13 protein-coding genes (1 of these 13 running past the window's edge) are annotated in these 16,985 nt (G+C 63.1%); 7 read left to right on the top strand and 6 right to left on the bottom strand.

The window, feature by feature from the left end; genetic code table 11:
* Window positions 1-14: 14 nt before the first annotated feature.
* Entirely contained in the window at window positions 15-926 is a 912-nt protein-coding gene (locus ACZ9IL_RS13915; protein ID WP_476004036.1) for a LysR family transcriptional regulator, read from the bottom strand.
* Between the two features lie 147 nt (window positions 927-1,073).
* Here ACZ9IL_RS13915 and aguA point away from each other — a divergent pair, with 147 nt between their 5' ends.
* Both aguA and ACZ9IL_RS13905 read left to right on the top strand, forming a co-directional pair.
* Window positions 1,074-2,171, top strand: a complete 1,098-nt coding sequence (gene aguA, locus ACZ9IL_RS13910) for an agmatine deiminase (protein ID WP_476004035.1) — start codon at window positions 1,074-1,076, stop codon at window positions 2,169-2,171.
* A gap of 280 nt (window positions 2,172-2,451) precedes the next feature.
* Window positions 2,452-4,155 (top strand): amidase, encoded by a 1,704-nt coding sequence (locus ACZ9IL_RS13905; protein WP_476004034.1) that lies wholly within the window; start codon window positions 2,452-2,454, stop codon window positions 4,153-4,155.
* 154 nt (window positions 4,156-4,309) lie between these two features.
* On the opposite strand, the gene ACZ9IL_RS13900 is transcribed toward ACZ9IL_RS13905, so the two are convergent.
* Window positions 4,310-5,734: a DASS family sodium-coupled anion symporter gene (locus tag ACZ9IL_RS13900; protein ID WP_476004033.1), complete on the bottom strand. Its 1,425-nt coding sequence runs from the start codon at window positions 5,732-5,734 to the stop codon at window positions 4,310-4,312.
* Here ACZ9IL_RS13900 and ACZ9IL_RS13895 point away from each other — a divergent pair.
* Together ACZ9IL_RS13895 and ACZ9IL_RS13890 are read left to right on the top strand one after the other, a co-directional pair.
* Window positions 5,733-5,942 carry a hypothetical protein gene (locus tag ACZ9IL_RS13895; RefSeq protein WP_476004032.1) on the top strand — a complete coding sequence of 70 codons (210 nt, stop codon included), beginning with the start codon at window positions 5,733-5,735 and terminating at the stop codon, window positions 5,940-5,942. The two genes, ACZ9IL_RS13900 and ACZ9IL_RS13895, sit on opposite strands and share 2 nt — an antisense overlap.
* Window positions 5,943-6,123: 181 nt before the next feature.
* Window positions 6,124-7,416 carry a lipopolysaccharide biosynthesis protein gene (locus ACZ9IL_RS13890; protein WP_476004031.1) on the top strand — a complete coding sequence of 431 codons (1,293 nt, stop codon included), beginning with the start codon at window positions 6,124-6,126 and terminating at the stop codon, window positions 7,414-7,416.
* A 72-nt stretch (window positions 7,417-7,488) separates the two neighbouring features.
* Here the strand turns inward: ACZ9IL_RS13890 and ACZ9IL_RS13885 are convergent, their stop codons facing one another.
* From ACZ9IL_RS13885 to ACZ9IL_RS13875, 3 genes are all read right to left on the bottom strand, one after another.
* Window positions 7,489-8,745, bottom strand: a complete 1,257-nt coding sequence (locus tag ACZ9IL_RS13885; RefSeq protein WP_476004030.1) for a DEAD/DEAH box helicase — start codon at window positions 8,743-8,745, stop codon at window positions 7,489-7,491.
* A gap of 168 nt (window positions 8,746-8,913) precedes the next feature.
* Window positions 8,914-10,401, bottom strand: a complete 1,488-nt coding sequence (locus tag ACZ9IL_RS13880) for a GGDEF domain-containing protein (protein ID WP_476004029.1) — start codon at window positions 10,399-10,401, stop codon at window positions 8,914-8,916.
* Between the two features lie 329 nt (window positions 10,402-10,730).
* Window positions 10,731-11,189 carry a hypothetical protein gene (locus ACZ9IL_RS13875; protein WP_476004028.1) on the bottom strand — a complete coding sequence of 153 codons (459 nt, stop codon included), beginning with the start codon at window positions 11,187-11,189 and terminating at the stop codon, window positions 10,731-10,733.
* 172 nt (window positions 11,190-11,361) lie between these two features.
* Between ACZ9IL_RS13875 and ACZ9IL_RS13870 the strand changes: the two genes are divergently transcribed.
* Together ACZ9IL_RS13870 and ACZ9IL_RS13865 are read left to right on the top strand one after the other, a co-directional pair.
* Window positions 11,362-12,270, top strand: coding sequence for an SAM hydrolase/SAM-dependent halogenase family protein (locus ACZ9IL_RS13870; RefSeq protein ID WP_476004027.1), 909 nt, complete (start codon window positions 11,362-11,364; stop codon window positions 12,268-12,270).
* Window positions 12,271-12,444: 174 nt separating this feature from the next.
* Window positions 12,445-15,483: a cytochrome c peroxidase gene (locus tag ACZ9IL_RS13865; protein ID WP_476004026.1), complete on the top strand. Its 3,039-nt coding sequence runs from the start codon at window positions 12,445-12,447 to the stop codon at window positions 15,481-15,483.
* A gap of 74 nt (window positions 15,484-15,557) precedes the next feature.
* On the opposite strand, the gene ACZ9IL_RS13860 is transcribed toward ACZ9IL_RS13865, so the two are convergent.
* Window positions 15,558-16,118: a gamma carbonic anhydrase family protein gene (locus ACZ9IL_RS13860; RefSeq protein WP_476004025.1), complete on the bottom strand. Its 561-nt coding sequence runs from the start codon at window positions 16,116-16,118 to the stop codon at window positions 15,558-15,560.
* 235 nt (window positions 16,119-16,353) lie between these two features.
* On the opposite strand from ACZ9IL_RS13860, the gene ACZ9IL_RS13855 reads away from it, so the two are divergent.
* Window positions 16,354-16,985, top strand: the 5' portion of a protein-coding gene (locus tag ACZ9IL_RS13855; protein WP_476004024.1) for a ribonuclease T2 family protein. It continues 10 nt past the right edge of the window; the window shows 632 of its 642 coding nt (coding positions 1-632); it begins with the start codon at window positions 16,354-16,356; its stop codon lies off the right edge, out of view.

Here is a 16,985-nt window from a genome sequence, read left to right as displayed (position 1 = left end):
CGCCGTCAGCGTCGCTAGCCCGGATTGACCAACTCCCTCATCAGTTCCTTTAGCCAGATCAGTGCAGGCTGCTGGGCGTGCACCGGATGCCAGACGCAGTTGAGGTGATAGTCCGGCACATCCTCGGGCAGCGGCAGGCTCTTGAGGGGCCAATGCGCGGCCAGCAGCTCGGCCACCTTGCGGGGCAGCACCAGCAGGTGATCGCTCTGGCTGACGATGGCGGCCGCCGACATATAGCTCTGGCTGTTGACCGAGATGGTGCGGGATAACCCCCGGGTCTGGAGGAACTTGTCCAGGCTCGCCTCCGAGGTGCCGAGCGGCGAGTGAAACACATGGGGCATCTCCACCAACTGCGCCAGCGTTATCCGCTCTTCGGGCAGCTCGCGGGTGGCGCGCACCAGCCCGGCCAGCGGCTCGGTCAGCCAGGTCTCCTTGCCCAGATACCCCGGCACCTGCATATATTCGTCAAAGCCCAGCACCAGGTCTATCTCGCCGCTCGCCAGCTCCGCCTCCGGCAGGGTGTCGCGCAGGATGCGGATCTCGATGGTGACCCCGGGCGCCCGTTTTTTCAGGCGCGAGATGAGCGGCGGGATCAGCACGCACTCCACGTAGTCGGTGGTGCAGAGCACGAAGCGACGCTTGGAGTGACGCGGCTCGAACAGCTCCTCGTCGCTGAGCTGTTGTTCCAGCAACCGCAGCGCCTGTTGCACTCCCAGGTGCAGCCGCTGGGCGCGCGGGGTGGGCAACATCCCCTGAGGGGTGCGCACCAGTAGCGGATCGCCAAAGAAGGTGCGCAGGCGGCCGAGGGCGTGGCTCATGGCGGGCTGGCTGATAAACAGCGCCTCCGAGGCACGGGTGACGCTGCCTTGTGTCATCAGGGCGTCAAAGGCGAGCAGCAGATTGAGGTCGAGCTGGTGCAATTTCATGGGGGGATTATTCACGCTGTTTATGGGACAATTAATCCTATTCATTTGATTGATGTGAACGCAACTTCTTACACTGCGGCTCACTCTTGTTTTTCCAACGTTCCCGCGTCAATCCGGGGGGCCTCAATCCATGCAAGGAGTCTTGCGATGAGCATCAAGACCATCAGTTCCACCCCGGCCGCCGACGGCTTCACCATGCCTGCCGAGTGGGCGCACCAGCAGGCCGTCTGGATGATCTGGCCATTCCGCCCGGACAACTGGCGGGAGGCGGGCCGCTTCGCGCAAGCCACCTTTGCCAAGGTAGCCGACGCCATCGGCCAGGCTACCCCGGTGTTCATGGGGGTGCCGGCCGAGTTCATGGCGCAGGCCCGCGCCATCATGCCGGCCCACGTCACCCTGGTCGAAATGGCCAGCGATGACTGCTGGGCCCGCGACAGCGGCCCGACCGTGGTCACCAATGCGGCCGGCGAGTGCCGTGGGGTGGATTGGGGCTTCAACGCCTGGGGTGGCCTCAAGGGCGGTCTCTACGCGCCCTGGAATCAGGATGAAGAAGTGGCGGCCAAGATGCTGGCCCAGCACGGCATGGATCGCTACGACGCACCGCTCATTCTGGAAGGGGGCTCCATCCACGTCGATGGCGAAGGCACCTGCATGACCACTGCCGAGTGCCTGCTCAACGAGAACCGCAACCCGCACCTCTCCAAGGCGCAGATCGAGGCGTACCTGCGCGACTATCTCGGCGTGAAGAGCTTCATCTGGCTGAACGAAGGCGTCTATCTGGACGAGACCGACGGTCACATCGACAACATCTGCTGCTTCGTGCGCCCGGGTGAGGTTGCCCTGCACTGGACCGACGACGAGAACGATCCCCAGTACCCCCGCTCCCTGGCCGCCCTCAAGGTGCTGGAAGCGGCGGTGGACGCCAAGGGCCGCAAGCTCAAGGTGTGGAAGCTGCCCCAGCCGGGCCCGCTCTACTGCACCGAGGAAGAGTCTGACGGCGTCGAGAGCGGCAGCGGTGTGCCGCGCGAGGCCGAAGGTCGTCTGGCCGGTTCCTATGTGAACTTCCTCATCACCAATGATCGCATCGTCTACCCGCTGCTGGACGTCGCCACCGACGACGAAGCCCAGCGCATTCTGGAAGAGATCTTCCCGGAGCATAAGGTGGTCGGCGTACCCGCCCGCGAGATCCTGCTGGGGGGCGGCAATATCCACTGCATCACCCAACAGATCCCGTCCGGCAAGTAAGAACCTGGTGACGATCCTGCTGCGAGGCCGTGATCAAGGCTCATGTGCTGCTCGCTTATGTGGAACAAACGGCTCACGTATGTCTATACACTCCGGTTCCTGCGCTGCTTTTCACCTTGCTGACGACCTCTCGCTACGGGTCGTGCACCGGTTCCAAGCCCGCTGAGGCTGGTACTCAAAACCCCACACCGTGGGGTTTTATCTCTTGATGGTGTGATGGTCGCAGGCGCTGATGCGGCGATCATCATTACAAACAGTCACCCTTTTACAGGAGATCCCCATGATCGAAGTGACAGAGGTTTCCATTGCCGAGCTGCGTGCCGCGCTCGAAGCAGGCCGCACCACTGCGGTCGAACTGGTCGAGGCCTATCAGGCCCGGATCGCCGCCTACAACGGCCCCGAGACCGCAACCAAGCTCAATGCTTTGGTGGTGCCCAATCCCGATGCGCGCAAAGAGGCGCAAGCGTCCGATGCCCGCCGTGCCCGTGGTGAGACCCTGGGGCCGCTCGACGGCATCCCCTACACCGCCAAGGACAGCTATCTGGTCAAGGGGCTGACCGCCGCCTCCGGCAGCCCGGCGTTCAAGGATCTGGTGGCCCAGCGCGACGCCTTCACCATAGAGCGGCTGCGGGCCGCTGGCGCCATCTGCCTCGGCAAGACCAACATGCCCCCCATGGCCAATGGCGGCATGCAGCGCGGCGTCTATGGCCGGGCCGAAAGCCCCTACAACGCCGACTACCTGACCGCGCCCTTTGCCTCCGGCTCCTCCAACGGTGCCGGCACTGGCACCGCCGCCAGCTTCTCTGCCTTCGGCCTGGCCGAGGAGACCTGGTCGAGTGGCCGTGGTCCGGCTTCCAACAACGGCCTGTGCGCCTATACCCCGTCTCGCGGCGTCATCTCGGTGCGCGGCAACTGGCCGCTGACCCCGACCATGGACGTGGTGGTGCCCTACGCCCGTACCATGGCCGACTTGCTGGAAGTGCTGGATGTGGTGGTCGCCGATGATGCCGACACTCGTGGCGATCTGTGGCGCCTGCAGCCCTGGGTCAAGATCCCCAAGGCCTCCGAGGTGCGTCCGGCCTCCTACCTTGAGCTCGCCGCCAAGCCCGATGCCCTCACGGGCAAGCGCTTCGGCGTGCCGCGCATGTTCATCAACAAGGATGAGCTGGCCGGTACCAGCGACAATCCCGGCATCGGCGGCCCGACCGGTCAGCGCATCCACACCCGCGAATCCGTGATCGCCCTGTGGGAGCAGGCCCGTCAGGCGCTGGAAGCCGCCGGCGCCGAGGTGATCGAGGTGGATTTCCCGCTGGTCTCCAACTGCGAAGGCGACCGCCCTGGCGCGCCGACCGTGTTCAATCGCGGCATCGTCTCGCCAGAGTTTCTCAACGACGAGTTGTGGGAGCTGTCCGGCTGGGCCTTCGACGACTTCCTGCGCGCCAACGGCGACCCTAAGCTCAACAAGCTTGAGGATGTCGACGGGCCCAAGATCTTCCCCCACGATCCGGGCACTCTGCCGAACCGCGAGGGGGATCTCGCCGCCGGTATGGACGAGTACGTCAAGATGGCCAAGCGCGGCCTCAAGCGCTTCGACGAGATAGCCTCGGTGCCGGACGGCCTGCGCGGCCTAGAGCAGACCCGCAAGCTGGACTTGGAAGACTGGATGGACGAGCTCGGACTCGATGCCGTGCTGTTCCCCACCGTTGCCGACGTCGGCCCGGCCGATGCGGATGTGAACCCGGCCTCCGCCGATATCGCCTGGAGCAATGGCGTCTGGGTCGCCAACGGCAACCTCGCCATTCGCCATCTTGGCGTGCCGACCGTCACCGTCCCCATGGGCGTCATGGCCGACATCGGCATGCCGGTGGGCCTGACCTTCGCTGGCCGCGCCTATGACGACAACAACCTGCTGCGCGTCGCCTCGGCCTTCGAGTCCACCGGCAGCAAGCGTATGGTGCCGCCGCGTACCCCGCCGCTGGGTTGATACCAGCTAGGTTGGTAAAAGTCGGGGTTCGCCCTGTCTGGTGATAACTAGATCTGCACACCCCGCTTCTCCCCCTGTGTATGACAAGATGCGGGAGAAGGGGAAAATCCATTTCGTTGTTTTTCGGACGAGGGTGACAGGCGGCCCCTGCTAGCTAGATCAAGAATTGCCACCAGAGCAGGCCGATGGACATCACCACGGCGAAGCCTGCCAGCGCGATCACCAGGCCGATCCGCATCCACTCGGCGCTGGTGTGATAGCCCATGCCAAGCAGCAGCGGGATGCGGGCATGGGAGTAAGTGGCCAGATTGCAGCCTACGTTGGTGATGGCGGCGATGCTGAAGATCGCCATCTCTTTGGGCACTCCAACTGCCAGCAGGGCGCCGGTGATCACGGGGGCCAGTGCCACCACCTTGGCGGTGCCGGAGGCGAAGGCATAGGAGGTAAAGAGATAGATCCCCATCACCACCACCAGCATGGGCAGGGTGCCAAAACCACCGAGGGTGCTGTGCATGAACTGGGACAGCTCGTTCCCCAGCCAGTCGGTGAAGCCGACCTGTTTGAGGTTGTCGGCCATCCCCATCAACACGCTGAACCAGATCAGGGTATCGAAGGCGGCGCTGTTGCCCTTGACGTCGTTCCAGTTCAGCACGCCGAGCAGCAGCAGGGCGGCGAGACCGAGAAAGGCAACGGTGGTGGCGTCCAGCCCCAGGTTGCTGCCACCGACCCAGAGCACGACCAGACCGATAAATACTCCCAGCAGGCTCTTCTCATGCCGTGACAGGGGACCCATCTTGGTCAGCTCTTCCCGGGCGAAGCGGGGAACGTCCGGGGTAGCGCGGGTCTCTGGCCTGATCACCAGATAGAGCACGAGAGGAATGATCAGCAGCAGGCCGATGGCGGGTGGCAACAGGTAGAGCGCCCATTCACGAAAGCCGACGACAAGACCCGCCACGCTGGCGGCGATACCGACCAGCGCCAGATTGCCGGCGAAGCCGGTGCTGAAGGCGACGGCCGAGGCATCGTTCATGGCGCTGACGCTGGAGAGCAGAAACTGGCCAAGCTTGCGATCCTCCTTGTTGATGGTCTTGGCCAGGGAGTCGGCAATGGGGGCCACGATGGCGGCCCGCGCCGTGTTGCTCGGGGTGGCGGGCGCCAGGATAAAATCGGCGACCGCCAGACAGTAAGCGGAACGCAATGTGGATTGGCCAAAGCGGCTCAGCAGCAAGAGGGCGATCCGTTTGCCGAGCCCTGTCTTGGCAAAGGCGCTGGCAATCATGAAGGCGATGACGATGAGCCAGATCAGTGGGTGGTTGAAGTCGACCAGGGCCCCCTCGATGGCCGCCTTGGGGGTGGCTTCACCTCCGGCGTGGAGCACGGCATAGAGTGCGAGAGAGACAATGGCGATATAGCCAGTCGGGGCGACGTTGGTGACGATGACAAGGATGGTGGCGATAAACAGGATGGCGGTGTGGTAGGCCGCCGACGCGAGTCCTGCCGGGGTAGGCAGTGACCAGCAGAGCGCAGCCAGTAGCACAATACAGAATGCTGCTAGCTGGGATGGGGTGGGTCTTTTCATGGTGATTCCCTTGTTTTGTGCGGCATTGGAGACGACTGGAGCCGTCCACGAGCCCACTATAAGAGGCGTGATTGGCCAAATCTGGGAACTTGCCAGCAATTCGATACCTTATATTGATATTTTGATCAAAAGCGTGATGTTCAATATTCAACTCACTCATTTGGTAGTGGGAAGTACTGCATTGGCGGCGCTGAATTGGGCCTTTTGATCGCTGTCCCAGGAGGAGGAGAGGGCTGGGGGGTCGGTTCGAGATGGGGTGATGGCTACGCCCTTATTGCAGCCCTTATCCCCTGCCGGGAAAGGGGGAGGGGATTAAGGCTGTTCAATCCGGGTCTCCCTTTTATAAGATGGCCCTCTCCTTGCTTCTCAGCGACCCGGCCTTTCGAACCATGCAAGTTACGCAAGACGCACCACCCGACTCTCTCACCCGCCTCAAGCAGGCCTTCGTCACCGGCATGTGGGCGTCCCTCGCCAGCATCGTCATCGGTTTCGCCTTCAAGGTGTGGCTGGCGCAGTGGGTCGCCAAGGGGGATCTGGCGCTGTTCAACAGCGTGGTGGACTTGATCTCGCTCTCCCTCATCCTGATGACGGGGTTTCGCTCCTCCATGGTGGTGAGCTACTCCCAGACCCGAAACGATCGAGACATCATCAATATCTTTCGCTACTTCCTGGCAGGCATGGTGCTGCTGACCTGGGGCGTCGTGATCCCCTATATCAAGCACGGGCTCCATATCCGGGTGGAGTATCTGCAACTGGTGGGGCTCATCTTCGGGCTGGGGCTCAAGGTCTATTTCACCAATCTGGTGGCCATGTACCGGATGTACGGCATCTCCAACAAGGTGACCTGGTTGGAGCCGCTGGCCAACGCCCTGATGTTTGTGGTCTGCCATTTTGGGCTCGGGATGGATGCACTCGCCTCGCTGTTCTATGGCTTGACCTTCTCGTCCCTCGGCATCGCGCTTTACATGTATGTCTATCGGCGCCGCGCCATCGCCACCCGGCCGCTCGCCAAGGTGGCGCTCGGCCCCGAGATGCGCAGCTATGTGAAGAAGAGCTTCACCGCATCCTTGGAGGCGGGGGCCAGCATACTGATGATCTACATCACAGTGCTGCTCACCCTTCGCCATTTCAGCCTCGATGAGCTGGGGGATTTTCAGGTGGTGGTGCGCCCCATCTTCACCTATATGACCCTGCTGTTTGTCTTCCCCATCTATCGCTTCGTGCTGCCGGAGCTGGCGGTCAATCTGCGCAGCGGAGACCACCGCCAGATCCGGCTGATCCGTAGCTGGATCTTCCGCCTTAGCGTCGTGGTTAGCATAATATTCTTCACAGTGATGCTGCTGGCGGGCAAGTCGCTGGTGTTGCTGCTGTTCCCCGTCAGCTATGTGGGGGCCGTGCCGGTGCTATTCCACTTCTCGATCTTCTTTATCTTCATGATGCTCAACGGCTACCAGCTCGCCTATATCAAGGCCCACGGCCACTTCACCCAGAGCCTGCTCATTCGGCTGGCGGGCATAGTGGCACTGGTGGCGGCCTATTATCTGGTGGCCGAGTTCACCACCAACGTGGTGGCCATCATAGTGGCGCTGGGGCTCGGTTATCTGGCGATGTTTATTCTGTCGAGCCTGGCGGAGTACCGGATCCTCAAAGCCCTGCCGACCGCCTTGGCTGCCGAGTCTTAGTGTCTGCAATGGCCCGAAGGAAAAACAAAAAACGCCCGACCGGGCGTTTTTTTATTGGGCGCAGGGGGCGGCTTAACGCTTGCCCTTGCCACCCTTGTTGGCGCCGCCGAGGGCCTGCTTTCTGGCGCGCTGCTTCTGGGCGGCCTTGCTGTTCCTGCGCGGCTCGGGTTCCGAGCGGCTGAGATCCGGCTCGAAGCCGGGGAACCACTGCTGGGGCAAACGGGTGTCGAGCACGGCTTCAACCTTTTCGAGCTGCGGCGCGTCGTCCGGGCTGAACAATGTGATGGCGAGCCCCTTGTTGCCGGCGCGACCGGTGCGCCCGATGCGGTGCACGTAGTCCTCGGCCACAAAGGGGAACTCCAGGTTGATCACATAGTTGAGATCGCTGATATCCAGCCCGCGGGCGGCCACGTCGGTGGCGACCAGCGCCTGCAGGGTGCCGGCGCGAAACTCCAGCAGCACCTTCTCCCGTGCACTCTGGGAGAGATCGCCGTGGAAGGCCAGCGCATTGATGCCCGCCTTGCCGAGCCGCTGGGCCAGCTGATCGGCCCCCTGGCGAGTGCGACTGAAGATCAGTGCCGGTGCATAGCCCTTCACCTTGAGCAAGTGCTCGATCAGCGCCAGCTTGCGATCGCTGTCCACCGTATAGACCCGTTGCTCTATCTCGACCGCCGTGGTGTTGCGCGGTGCGACTTCAATCAACTCGGGCTCACGCAGTATCCGTTTGCTCAAGGCGAACAGGTTGTCATCAAAGGTGGCCGAGAACAGCAGGGTCTGGCGATCGTCGGGTACCTGCCTCAGCACTTCCTTGATCTCGTCCATAAAGCCCATGTCGAGCATTCTGTCCGCCTCGTCGAACACCAGGTGGGTGAGGCTGCCGAGGCTCAGGGCGCCCTGCCGCAGGTGATCGAGCAGGCGGCCCGGGGTGGCGACCAGCAGGTCGACCCCGTTTTTCAGTGCCTCCACCTGTGCGGCTATGCTGACCCCGCCGTAGACCAGGGCGCAGCTCAGCCCGGTCTCCTTGCCGTAGCGCAGTACGCTGTCGTGTACCTGCACCGCCAGCTCGCGGGTCGGCACCAGCACCAGGGCGCGGATCGGCTTATTGGCTCCCACGTCGGCGGAGCTTGTCAGCAGCCGTTGCAAGATAGGCAGCACGAAGGCGGCGGTCTTGCCGGTGCCGGTCTGGGCGCCCGCCATCAGATCGCGCCCGGCCAGAATGGTCGGGATGGCGCTGGCCTGAATGGGGGTCGGCTGGATGTAGCCGAGCTCGGTCAGCGTCTGCTGCAGGCGAGGGGAGAGGGCCAGTTCGGTGAAAGAGGCAAGGGACATAGGGCACCAGCATAGGGTCGCGGCGTTGGCCGCGAAGAGAAGGAGGCCGTGGCGGGGGCCACGAGCAGAACAGGATGATGCCGTCATGGTAACAGAAGCCCCCCGCCGGGCAGAAGATGGGAGGGGATCTGCGCAGGAAGCTGGCCGGGCTGGATCCGGCCACGGGCCTCATGTCGCTGGCGATGACGCGGTGGGGGCTCTTCTGACCAGCCGGATCTTCTGCCGGTGGTAGTAGGCGATATTGTGCTTGCCATGCTGCTTGACGTGATAGAGCAGCTCGTCGGCCAGGGTGACGGCCTCGGCCACCGACAGATAATCACGAATACGGATGACCCCGGCCGAGAAGGTGATGGGGGTGGGGAGTTCCGGGATCACGACCGGGTGCGCCAGCAGACGGGCGACGACCTGCCACATCGCATCCTCATCATCCAGCCCCCGGTAGATGACGACAAACTCTTCGCCCCCCCAGCGGATGGCGGTATCTCCCTTGCGCGTGTTGTTGCGCAGGTGGCGGGCGAAGGCGGTGAGAGCGATATCCCCCACGGCATGGCCATGGCGATCGTTGATCGACTTGAAGTTGTCGATGTCCAGGATCATCAGGTAGTTGTGATTCAGCAGCATGGTCTGATCCAGCACGTCCCGCCGCGGCAGCCCGGTCAGTTGATCGGTATGCACCAGGGCGCGCAGGCGCAGCGCGAGTGGCCGCCAACTCAGCATGAGCAGCAGCAGCGCGATCAGATAGAGTTGGAAGGCGGGGCTGTGGATCACCACCACGCGCACGAAATCGCCATAGGAATAGGTCCACTTGAGGTAGAGATCGGCGCCCGCCTTGGTGCGCATCAGCGGCCGGCTCAGGCAGAGGTAGTGGGGGCGGCAGGGCTCGGCGGCATTGAAAGAGATGACGGTGCGGGTCGGGTTGACATCATCATCATAGGGCTGCAACACGTCCTTGAAGGCTGCATTGATGGCGATGTCTATCCCCGTCAGGCCATAGCGATAGGCTTGTGTCCCCTGATCGTAGAAGACGAAGGGGGAGTACATGGTGATGGTTTGCAACTGGGTGAAGGTGTCTGTGTAGATGTCGGATACCTGGGCCTCGTCGGTGCTGCAGGGGGCATAGGTCGTCGTGAAGGAGGCGCAGCCAAAGTAATGAAACCAGGGGCCGATGTTGTCCAGTATGGTATTGGCCGACAGCAGCTGGTCCGGGATATGGCGGTTGTTGGCCATCATGCCGAGCAGGCGGTGATCGTCCAGAATGGCGAAGAGGTTGATGACCTCGGGATAGGAGAGCACATAGCGGTAGGCCGCGAGGGGCTCGCTGGTCGGCGACAGTATGGGGATCTCCGCAAACCGCGTCCGGGTCTTGAAGTCATAGCCATAGACATAGGCCAGGGCATTGCTGTTTTCGCTGAAGATGGGCGCCTTGATGTCCCTGCGATCGATGAACTGCACGAGCTGCGCCGGCGCCAAAATACGGGCACGCTGGTAGAACACCTCGAACACGTCCTGCTGCTTGGCTGTGATGAGCGCCATGTCATGGCGGATGCTGAGATAGGTGTAGTAGAACACGACGACCAGGCCCGCCAGCATCAGCGCCAACAGACCGAGGCGGAGCAGCCACTTGCGGGGAATGAAGCGCATGGGTGATACGGACATGGATAACCTTTCCCAAGTGGCGATAAATGGCTGCCTGCAACCGGCTTGGCCCTGACGAGTCAGGGGATATGCTGAGGTAGTATCAATGCCCGGGAGGATGAGGCATTGATATCAAGGGGGTAAACCGCCATTTCGCGCATATCCAGATATCTTCTCCCCTTGCCGTACAGGGAAAATGTTCACCGGGGGTGAAATTATGACCACGGTTAGCTGATGCAGGCTGAACGCAAACGTCATGACACCCCCGCGGCGACAATAAAAAAAGAGGGCATGGCGCCCTCGCTCTCTCGCATGCGTTGGCCCGGATGACCACCGTCAGACGTTTCCCGCTAATCCGCCAGCAGCACTCGTTGGGTATCCAGATGGTGCATCCACTCCCGCAGGATCAGCAGGGTAGCGGCGAAGTGCCGCGCCTTGGGCAAGTGAGCCGCCGCCAGCGGATCTCCCTCCACCATGGCGGCAAATTGGCTGAACAGCTGCTCGACACTCTCCCGACTCAGCTCATGGCTGCCCAGTGCCTCCGCCAGGGGATAAGGGCTCTGCAGCCGCAGCGTCTGGTGGGATGAAAGCCTGGCCGCCAGCGGCATCAACACGTCTTCCACCACCATGATGGCCTGTTCCAGTTCGAGCGCGGTCGGTGGATCCCGGCGAAACGGGCCCGGCGTCATGGCCTCGAGGCCAAACGCCAGCGGTTGCTCCCAGAGGGTACCGTCCTCCCGGGTCAGTTGCACCCGGCTGCTTCGCTCACCCAGACTCAGCAAGAGTGTGGGAGTGCCGGTTTCTGCCATGCCTGTCTCGCTTGTGCCATCTTGCCAGCCCCATGGATACACCCGTTCGGGCGCTCGGGCCAGCGCTTTCCCCCCATTCGGGCGAGACGGCTTGCAAACAAATCAGGTAATGGCATTCTGGATGTCTAAATGGCTATTTATGCCGTTCCATTCGTTCACAAGGAGTCCTGATATGGATATTCGCACCGCTCCCCGCACCCTGGTACTCGCCCTCTCGCTGGTGGCAGGCTGTGCCCTCGCCAACGAGGCGCTGGTCATCCAGACCGACTTTGGCCTCAAGGATGGCGCCGTGTCGGCCATGAAGGGGGTCGCCTTCGGGGTGGATCGCACCCTGCCGCTCTATGACCTGACCCACGAGATCCCGGCCTACAACATCTGGGAGGCCTCTTACCGCCTCTATCAGACCCTCAACTACTGGCCAAAGGGCACGGTATTCGTGAGCGTGGTGGATCCGGGGGTGGGCACGGCGCGCCACTCAGTGGTGCTCAAGACCAGGAGCGGCCACTACATCGTCTCGCCGGACAACGGCACTTTGACTCTGGTGGCCGAGCACTTCGGCATCGAGGCGGTGCGCCAGATCGACGAGAAACTCAATCGCCTCAAGGGCTCCGAGAAGTCCTACACCTTCCATGGCCGCGACGTTTACGCCTACACCGGGGCGCGACTCGCCGCCGGCACCATCAGCTTTGATCAGGTGGGACCGCTGCTGCCGGCCGAGGTGGTGACCATTCCCTATCAGCCGGCGCTGGCCGAAGCCGATGGTACCCTCAAGGGCACCATCCCGATCCTGGACGTGCAGTACGGCAACGTCTGGACCAACATCGACGAGGCCCTGCTCGCCAAGGCGGGGATCACCAAGGGGGAGCAAGTCTGCCTCAAGATAAGCGAAGGGGACGTGCAGAAGTATGAGGGCAAGGCTCCCTACGTCAGCAGCTTCGGCGACGTACCGGAGGGGCAGCCGCTCGTCTATCTCAACAGCCTGTTGCAGGTGTCGGTGGCACTCAACATGGACAGCTTCGCCGCCAAATATCAGGTGGAATCTGGCGCCAACTGGCACATCAGCCTGAAGAAGTGCGGTTAAACCGGGAACCAGCATGACTGGCAGGACGCAATCAGGGGTGGCCTGTGCCAGCCACCCCTTGTCATGCTCAGGTAGCGAAATTGTTGTTAAAAAACATATTAGCTGGATGGAATTGATAATGATTGTTGTTTGAGCGGATAATCGCCGGCTTGTCCGATCACACCCGTCCACACGATGAAACCCATAATCCTGCTGGCCAGCTTGCTGGTCCTCTGTGCATGCAACGACAACGGTAGCTCGGGCGCGAATCCCGTCCCTCCCATTGTCGAACCCCCAGTCGTCACCCCGCCGGTGATCGATCCGCCGATCGTCACGCCCCCCGTCGAGCCGCCGTTGCAGACCCACACCCGGGCCGATCTGACCCTCGACATCGAGGTGGCCGATCGGCTGGCGCCGGGGGCTGTCCTGCACCTGCGCCAGCGCGCCACCGGGATAGGCACATCCGTGACGCTGACCGGCCAGGGCCACACGGTCTTGACCCTGCCCGCCGGCCTGCTGCTGGCGGCACCGCTCGAACTCAGTGGGGAGCAGGATGGCTACATCCTGCGCGCCAGCAGCCCGCTGGTGGCCGATCTGGCCGCCGGCGAGGCCCGGGCCCGGCGTGCAGCCACACCGACGCTGCGGCTGGACGAGGAGGAGGCGGCGCTCTATCTGCTCAGCGATCTGAACGGTGACGGGATGTTGGACATGAGCGAGTGGGGGCAGGGCGGCGAGATCCGCCTGCAGCAACAGGCCGCGATTCAGGACTACGCCACCCTGCTGCGGGCCCAGCGGCTGGGGGCCGAGCTCAACTATCCCGACAGCTGGCAGATGCTGCTGGCGCTGCGGGGCGACAGCGCCGCCCGCAACTGGTATCGCCGTACCAACGAGGCCGCGATCCAGGCCGCCCAGCTTGCACTGTATCCGAGCAAGCCCGCCATCCCGGGGGAGCCCGAGACCGCCGACTTGCTGCGCCTGGATGAACAGGGCCGACTGCTGACGCAGGGCCGCTGGCACTGCCTGCACGACGTGCGCTCGGTCTCCGGGGTCAAGGGCAGCCAGTACTGGCTGCCGGGGCAGGGGTTTATCGAATCGGCTCCGGTCACCCGCGAGCAACTTGCGCAGCAGCCTGGCAGTTGTGGCCAGCAAGGGTGGCGCCTGCCGACCCTGGTGGAGTTCGAACGCCTGCTCGCCACCGACAAGCAGAGCTGGCGTTATCCTCATACCTTCGCCCTCGTCTTGCCCCAGCAAATCTGGTTGCAGGATGGCGTGCAAGCCCGCCTCTATCAGCCGCTGACGCGCACTTGGCTGGACGAGGGGGAGGGCAGTCTGCTCTGGTATGCGCTGGCACTCTACCCGGTGCGCCCCTCGGTCGAGCGCGGCAGCGACATGCCCGATCTGCGGGCGCTGCGGGCGCAATACGCTGGCGACAGCAGTCAGTGGCCTGTCGCCAATGTGGATGAGGGCGTGCAATGGCAGGAGCTGGGGGCGCTGCCCGCGGTGCCCTTCCCGGCCGACAACCCCTACCGCCGGGCCAAGGTGGTGCTGGGCCAGCAGCTGTTCTTCGACAAGCGGCTCTCCCAGGCCCGCGACATCAGCTGTGCCAGTTGCCACGATCCCCAGAAAGGTTGGAGCGACGGCCTGAGCGTCTCGGTCGGCCATCTGGGTCAGAAGGGCACCCGCAACGCCCCCACCATTCTCAATGCCGCCTACAGCAGCACCCAGTTCTGGGATGGCCGGGTCGGGTCCCTGGAGGAGCAGTCCCTGCACCCCATCAACAACCCGGTGGAGATGGCGCTCGATCACGACGAGCTGCTGGTACGGCTGCGGGCGAATCCGGAGTATCCGGCGGCCTTTGCCAGTGCCTTCGGCGACGAGGGGATCACCCTTGAGCGGGTCGCCAAGGCGATCGCCACCTTCGAGCGCACCATCGTCAGCAGCGAGAGCCCCATGGAGCGCTTCGTCAAGGGGGATGCGCAGGCGCTGAGCGACAAGGCGCTGTGGGGCATGCACCTGTTTCGCACCGATGGCCGCTGCATGAACTGTCACTCCGGCCCTCTGCTGAGCCAGCATCAGTTCGAGAGCGTGGGACTGACCTATTACGGTCGCAATCTCGAGGACAGGGGCCGCTTCCTGCAGACCCGCCAGAAGGCGGACATGGGGCTGTTCAAGACCCCGAGCCTGCGGGACGTGGCCTTCACCGGCCCCTATATGCACAACGGCGTCTTCCCGATCCTGGCGCAGCGCCTCGGTGGCTCGGTGCAGGGGGTGGTGGCCATGTACAACTTCGGGGTCACCAAATGGAGCAGCGGGGTCGGCTTCCCGACCGGGGCGGATCAGCACGATCCCTTCTTCCCCAAGGCCTCCGATCATCTGCATGCGCTGGGCCTGTCCAACGACGAGCTGGAAGCCATCGGTGAGTTCCTGCGCAGCGCCTCCGCCGAGCCCAGACGCACCCCGGCCAGCGTCGCCGAGCTGGGCTTGAGCGAGGTGGATGACGCCCGCCCGATCGGTCCCATCCCGGTCGATCTGGTGGTGACTCCGGCGCTGCCCCAGCTGGAAGTCGGACAAACCCTGTCATTGCAGCTCAATATGCGGTTAAGCGATGGATCTGTGGCGCAACTGGCTGACCCTGCCCAGTGGCAGAGCGAGTTGCCCGCGCTGGCGAGGGTCGATGGTCAGGGGGCCGTGACCGGCCTCGCCGTCGGTCCGGCCCAGCTGCGTGTCACGGCCGCGGGTCGCTCTCTCGCGGTGCGGGTACAGGTGGTGGATGCCCAGCCGGACTTCAGTCAGGGCTGTCATCAGCCCGAGCTGGCCGCGGGCAAGCTCTCCTTCGTCTGCCCCTTGACCCGGAGCGAGGCGGATCGACTGGGGATCGTCTATGACGGCGTGGCGAATGACGAGGACGGGGAGTACAACCCCTTCAGCGCCGACTACGCGATGATGAGCCAGCAACGGGCGCGCGATTATTGCCAGCAACTGGTAGCCCGTGGCCACGACAACTGGCGTCTGCCGGGCGCACAGGAGCTGGCGAGCCTGTTCGCTTCCTATCACCAGAGTGGCGAGGAGATGAAGCTCCTGAGCGAGAAAGGCTGGCCGCTCTACAGCCGCTTCTGGAGCAGCGATGCCAGCAACGGGGATGGTGAGGCGCCGCTGCTCGATCTGGGCACCGGCGAGCCTCTTACCGATCTGCCCGAAGAGGCCCATGCTGCCGCCTGTGTGCGGGCGCTCTAGGCAACCGGCACAGCTTCACCGCAATAAAAAACGGGCGCCCTGGCGCCCGTTTTGCTGTCTGGATGAAAGGAGAATCAGAACTCGTTGGAGAGCGCCTTGTAGCCTTTGACCAGATCGATGTTGGTGTGGGCCACATCCTCCGAGAACTCGGTGGCATCCACGGTGACCCGCGGGATCTGGGCCAGATCGCTCTGCTGGTTGATGCGGGTGGTGGAGGGCACGTAGAAGCCCGGGGGCAGATCGCAACCATCGACCACCGAGTTGTGGCGTACCACCGAGCCTTCGCCAATGTGGCAGTTGAACAGCACGCTGTTGAAGCCGATGAAGACCCTGTTTCCCACTTCGCAGGGCCCGTGCACTATGCTGCGGTGGGCGATGGAGCTGTATTCGCCGATGGTGACGGCGGCGCCGGACTTGGAGTGGATGACGACCCCGTCCTGAATGTTGGAGTTGGCACCGATGACGATGGGTTCCATGTCGCCATGTTCATCGACCTCGTCGGCGCGGATCACGGCATAGGGGCCGACAAACACGTTTTCCTTGATGATCACCTTGCCGCAGATGATGGCGGTCTTGTCGATGTAGGCAGATTCGTCGATGACGGGCAGGTGACCTGAGGGATTCTTGCGGATCATGTTACGTCCTGTTGCAGATGAATTCGGAGACGGTGGCGGGACGCAGAGGCTCGCCGGAGAATCAGCTTACGCCTCTGATCCGGGAGGGGAAACCCTTTACTGGTCAGACCCTTTTTCTGTAAGGGTATTTCGGATGGTTGTTCTTTGACTCCCTTGTATGGGAGCATGAGAGTCGGCAGCGACGGGGATCCTCCTCGCCCTGGCGCGGCAAGGTGCGATGAAGGAGGCGAAAAAGATGAAGCAGATGATGGTGTTACTGACTGGAGCCCTGTTGCTCGTCGCGGCCGTGCAGGGCAAGGGGCGGGCGGGTGAGTTTGACTACTACGCACTGGCGCTTTCCTGGTCACCGCAGCACTGCGCCGTCAAGCCGGGCGACCGGGAGCAGTGCAGCAGGCCGCTGGGGTTCGTGCTGCACGGTCTCTGGCCGCAATATCAGCGTGGTTATCCGAGCGATTGCGGCACCGAACGACTGGATCCTGAGATGGAACGTGAGTTTGCCGGGCTCTATCCCAGTCGCTTCCTCTATCGCCATGAGTGGGAGAAGCACGGCACCTGCGCCGGGCTCAGCCAGTCGCAGTTTCATCAGTTGGCGAGCGAGCTGCGCCAGCGGGTGAAGGTGCCGGCCGCCTATCAGGCCCCCAGCGAGCCGCTGCGCAAGAGTCGCTTCCAGCTCAAGGCGGATCTGGCCGATGCCAACGAGTGGTTGGCGCCGGACAGCATTACCCTCGCCTGTGCCGACGGTGGCCGCTTCCTGCGGGAGATCTACGTTTGCATCGACAAACAAGGGAATGGTGCTGTGCCTTGCTCCGACGAGATGCGCAAGCGAGAGGCGCGCTCCTGTGGTCAGCCAGATTTCCTGCTGAGAAA

It is taken from the genome of Aeromonas sp. TECH754 (genome assembly GCF_056279295.1).
The sequence above is the reverse complement of the archived record's forward strand: the minus strand, read 5'-3'. Positions and strand labels throughout refer to the sequence as shown.

What these genes read in the sequence shown, in the direction of transcription:
- ACZ9IL_RS13915 (WP_476004036.1), bottom strand. Translation starts at nt 926, where the DNA reads ATGAAATTGCACCAGCTCGACCTCAATCTGCTGCTCGCCTTTGACGCC.
- aguA (WP_476004035.1), top strand. Translation starts at nt 1,074, where the DNA reads ATGAGCATCAAGACCATCAGTTCCACCCCGGCCGCCGACGGCTTCACC.
- ACZ9IL_RS13905 (WP_476004034.1), top strand. Translation starts at nt 2,452, where the DNA reads ATGATCGAAGTGACAGAGGTTTCCATTGCCGAGCTGCGTGCCGCGCTC.
- ACZ9IL_RS13895 (WP_476004032.1), top strand. Translation starts at nt 5,733, where the DNA reads ATGGTGATTCCCTTGTTTTGTGCGGCATTGGAGACGACTGGAGCCGTC.
- ACZ9IL_RS13900 (WP_476004033.1), bottom strand. Translation starts at nt 5,734, where the DNA reads ATGAAAAGACCCACCCCATCCCAGCTAGCAGCATTCTGTATTGTGCTA.
- ACZ9IL_RS13890 (WP_476004031.1), top strand. Translation starts at nt 6,124, where the DNA reads ATGCAAGTTACGCAAGACGCACCACCCGACTCTCTCACCCGCCTCAAG.
- ACZ9IL_RS13885 (WP_476004030.1), bottom strand. Translation starts at nt 8,745, where the DNA reads ATGTCCCTTGCCTCTTTCACCGAACTGGCCCTCTCCCCTCGCCTGCAG.
- ACZ9IL_RS13880 (WP_476004029.1), bottom strand. Translation starts at nt 10,401, where the DNA reads ATGTCCGTATCACCCATGCGCTTCATTCCCCGCAAGTGGCTGCTCCGC.
- ACZ9IL_RS13875 (WP_476004028.1), bottom strand. Translation starts at nt 11,189, where the DNA reads ATGGCAGAAACCGGCACTCCCACACTCTTGCTGAGTCTGGGTGAGCGA.
- ACZ9IL_RS13870 (WP_476004027.1), top strand. Translation starts at nt 11,362, where the DNA reads ATGGATATTCGCACCGCTCCCCGCACCCTGGTACTCGCCCTCTCGCTG.
- ACZ9IL_RS13865 (WP_476004026.1), top strand. Translation starts at nt 12,445, where the DNA reads ATGAAACCCATAATCCTGCTGGCCAGCTTGCTGGTCCTCTGTGCATGC.
- ACZ9IL_RS13860 (WP_476004025.1), bottom strand. Translation starts at nt 16,118, where the DNA reads ATGATCCGCAAGAATCCCTCAGGTCACCTGCCCGTCATCGACGAATCT.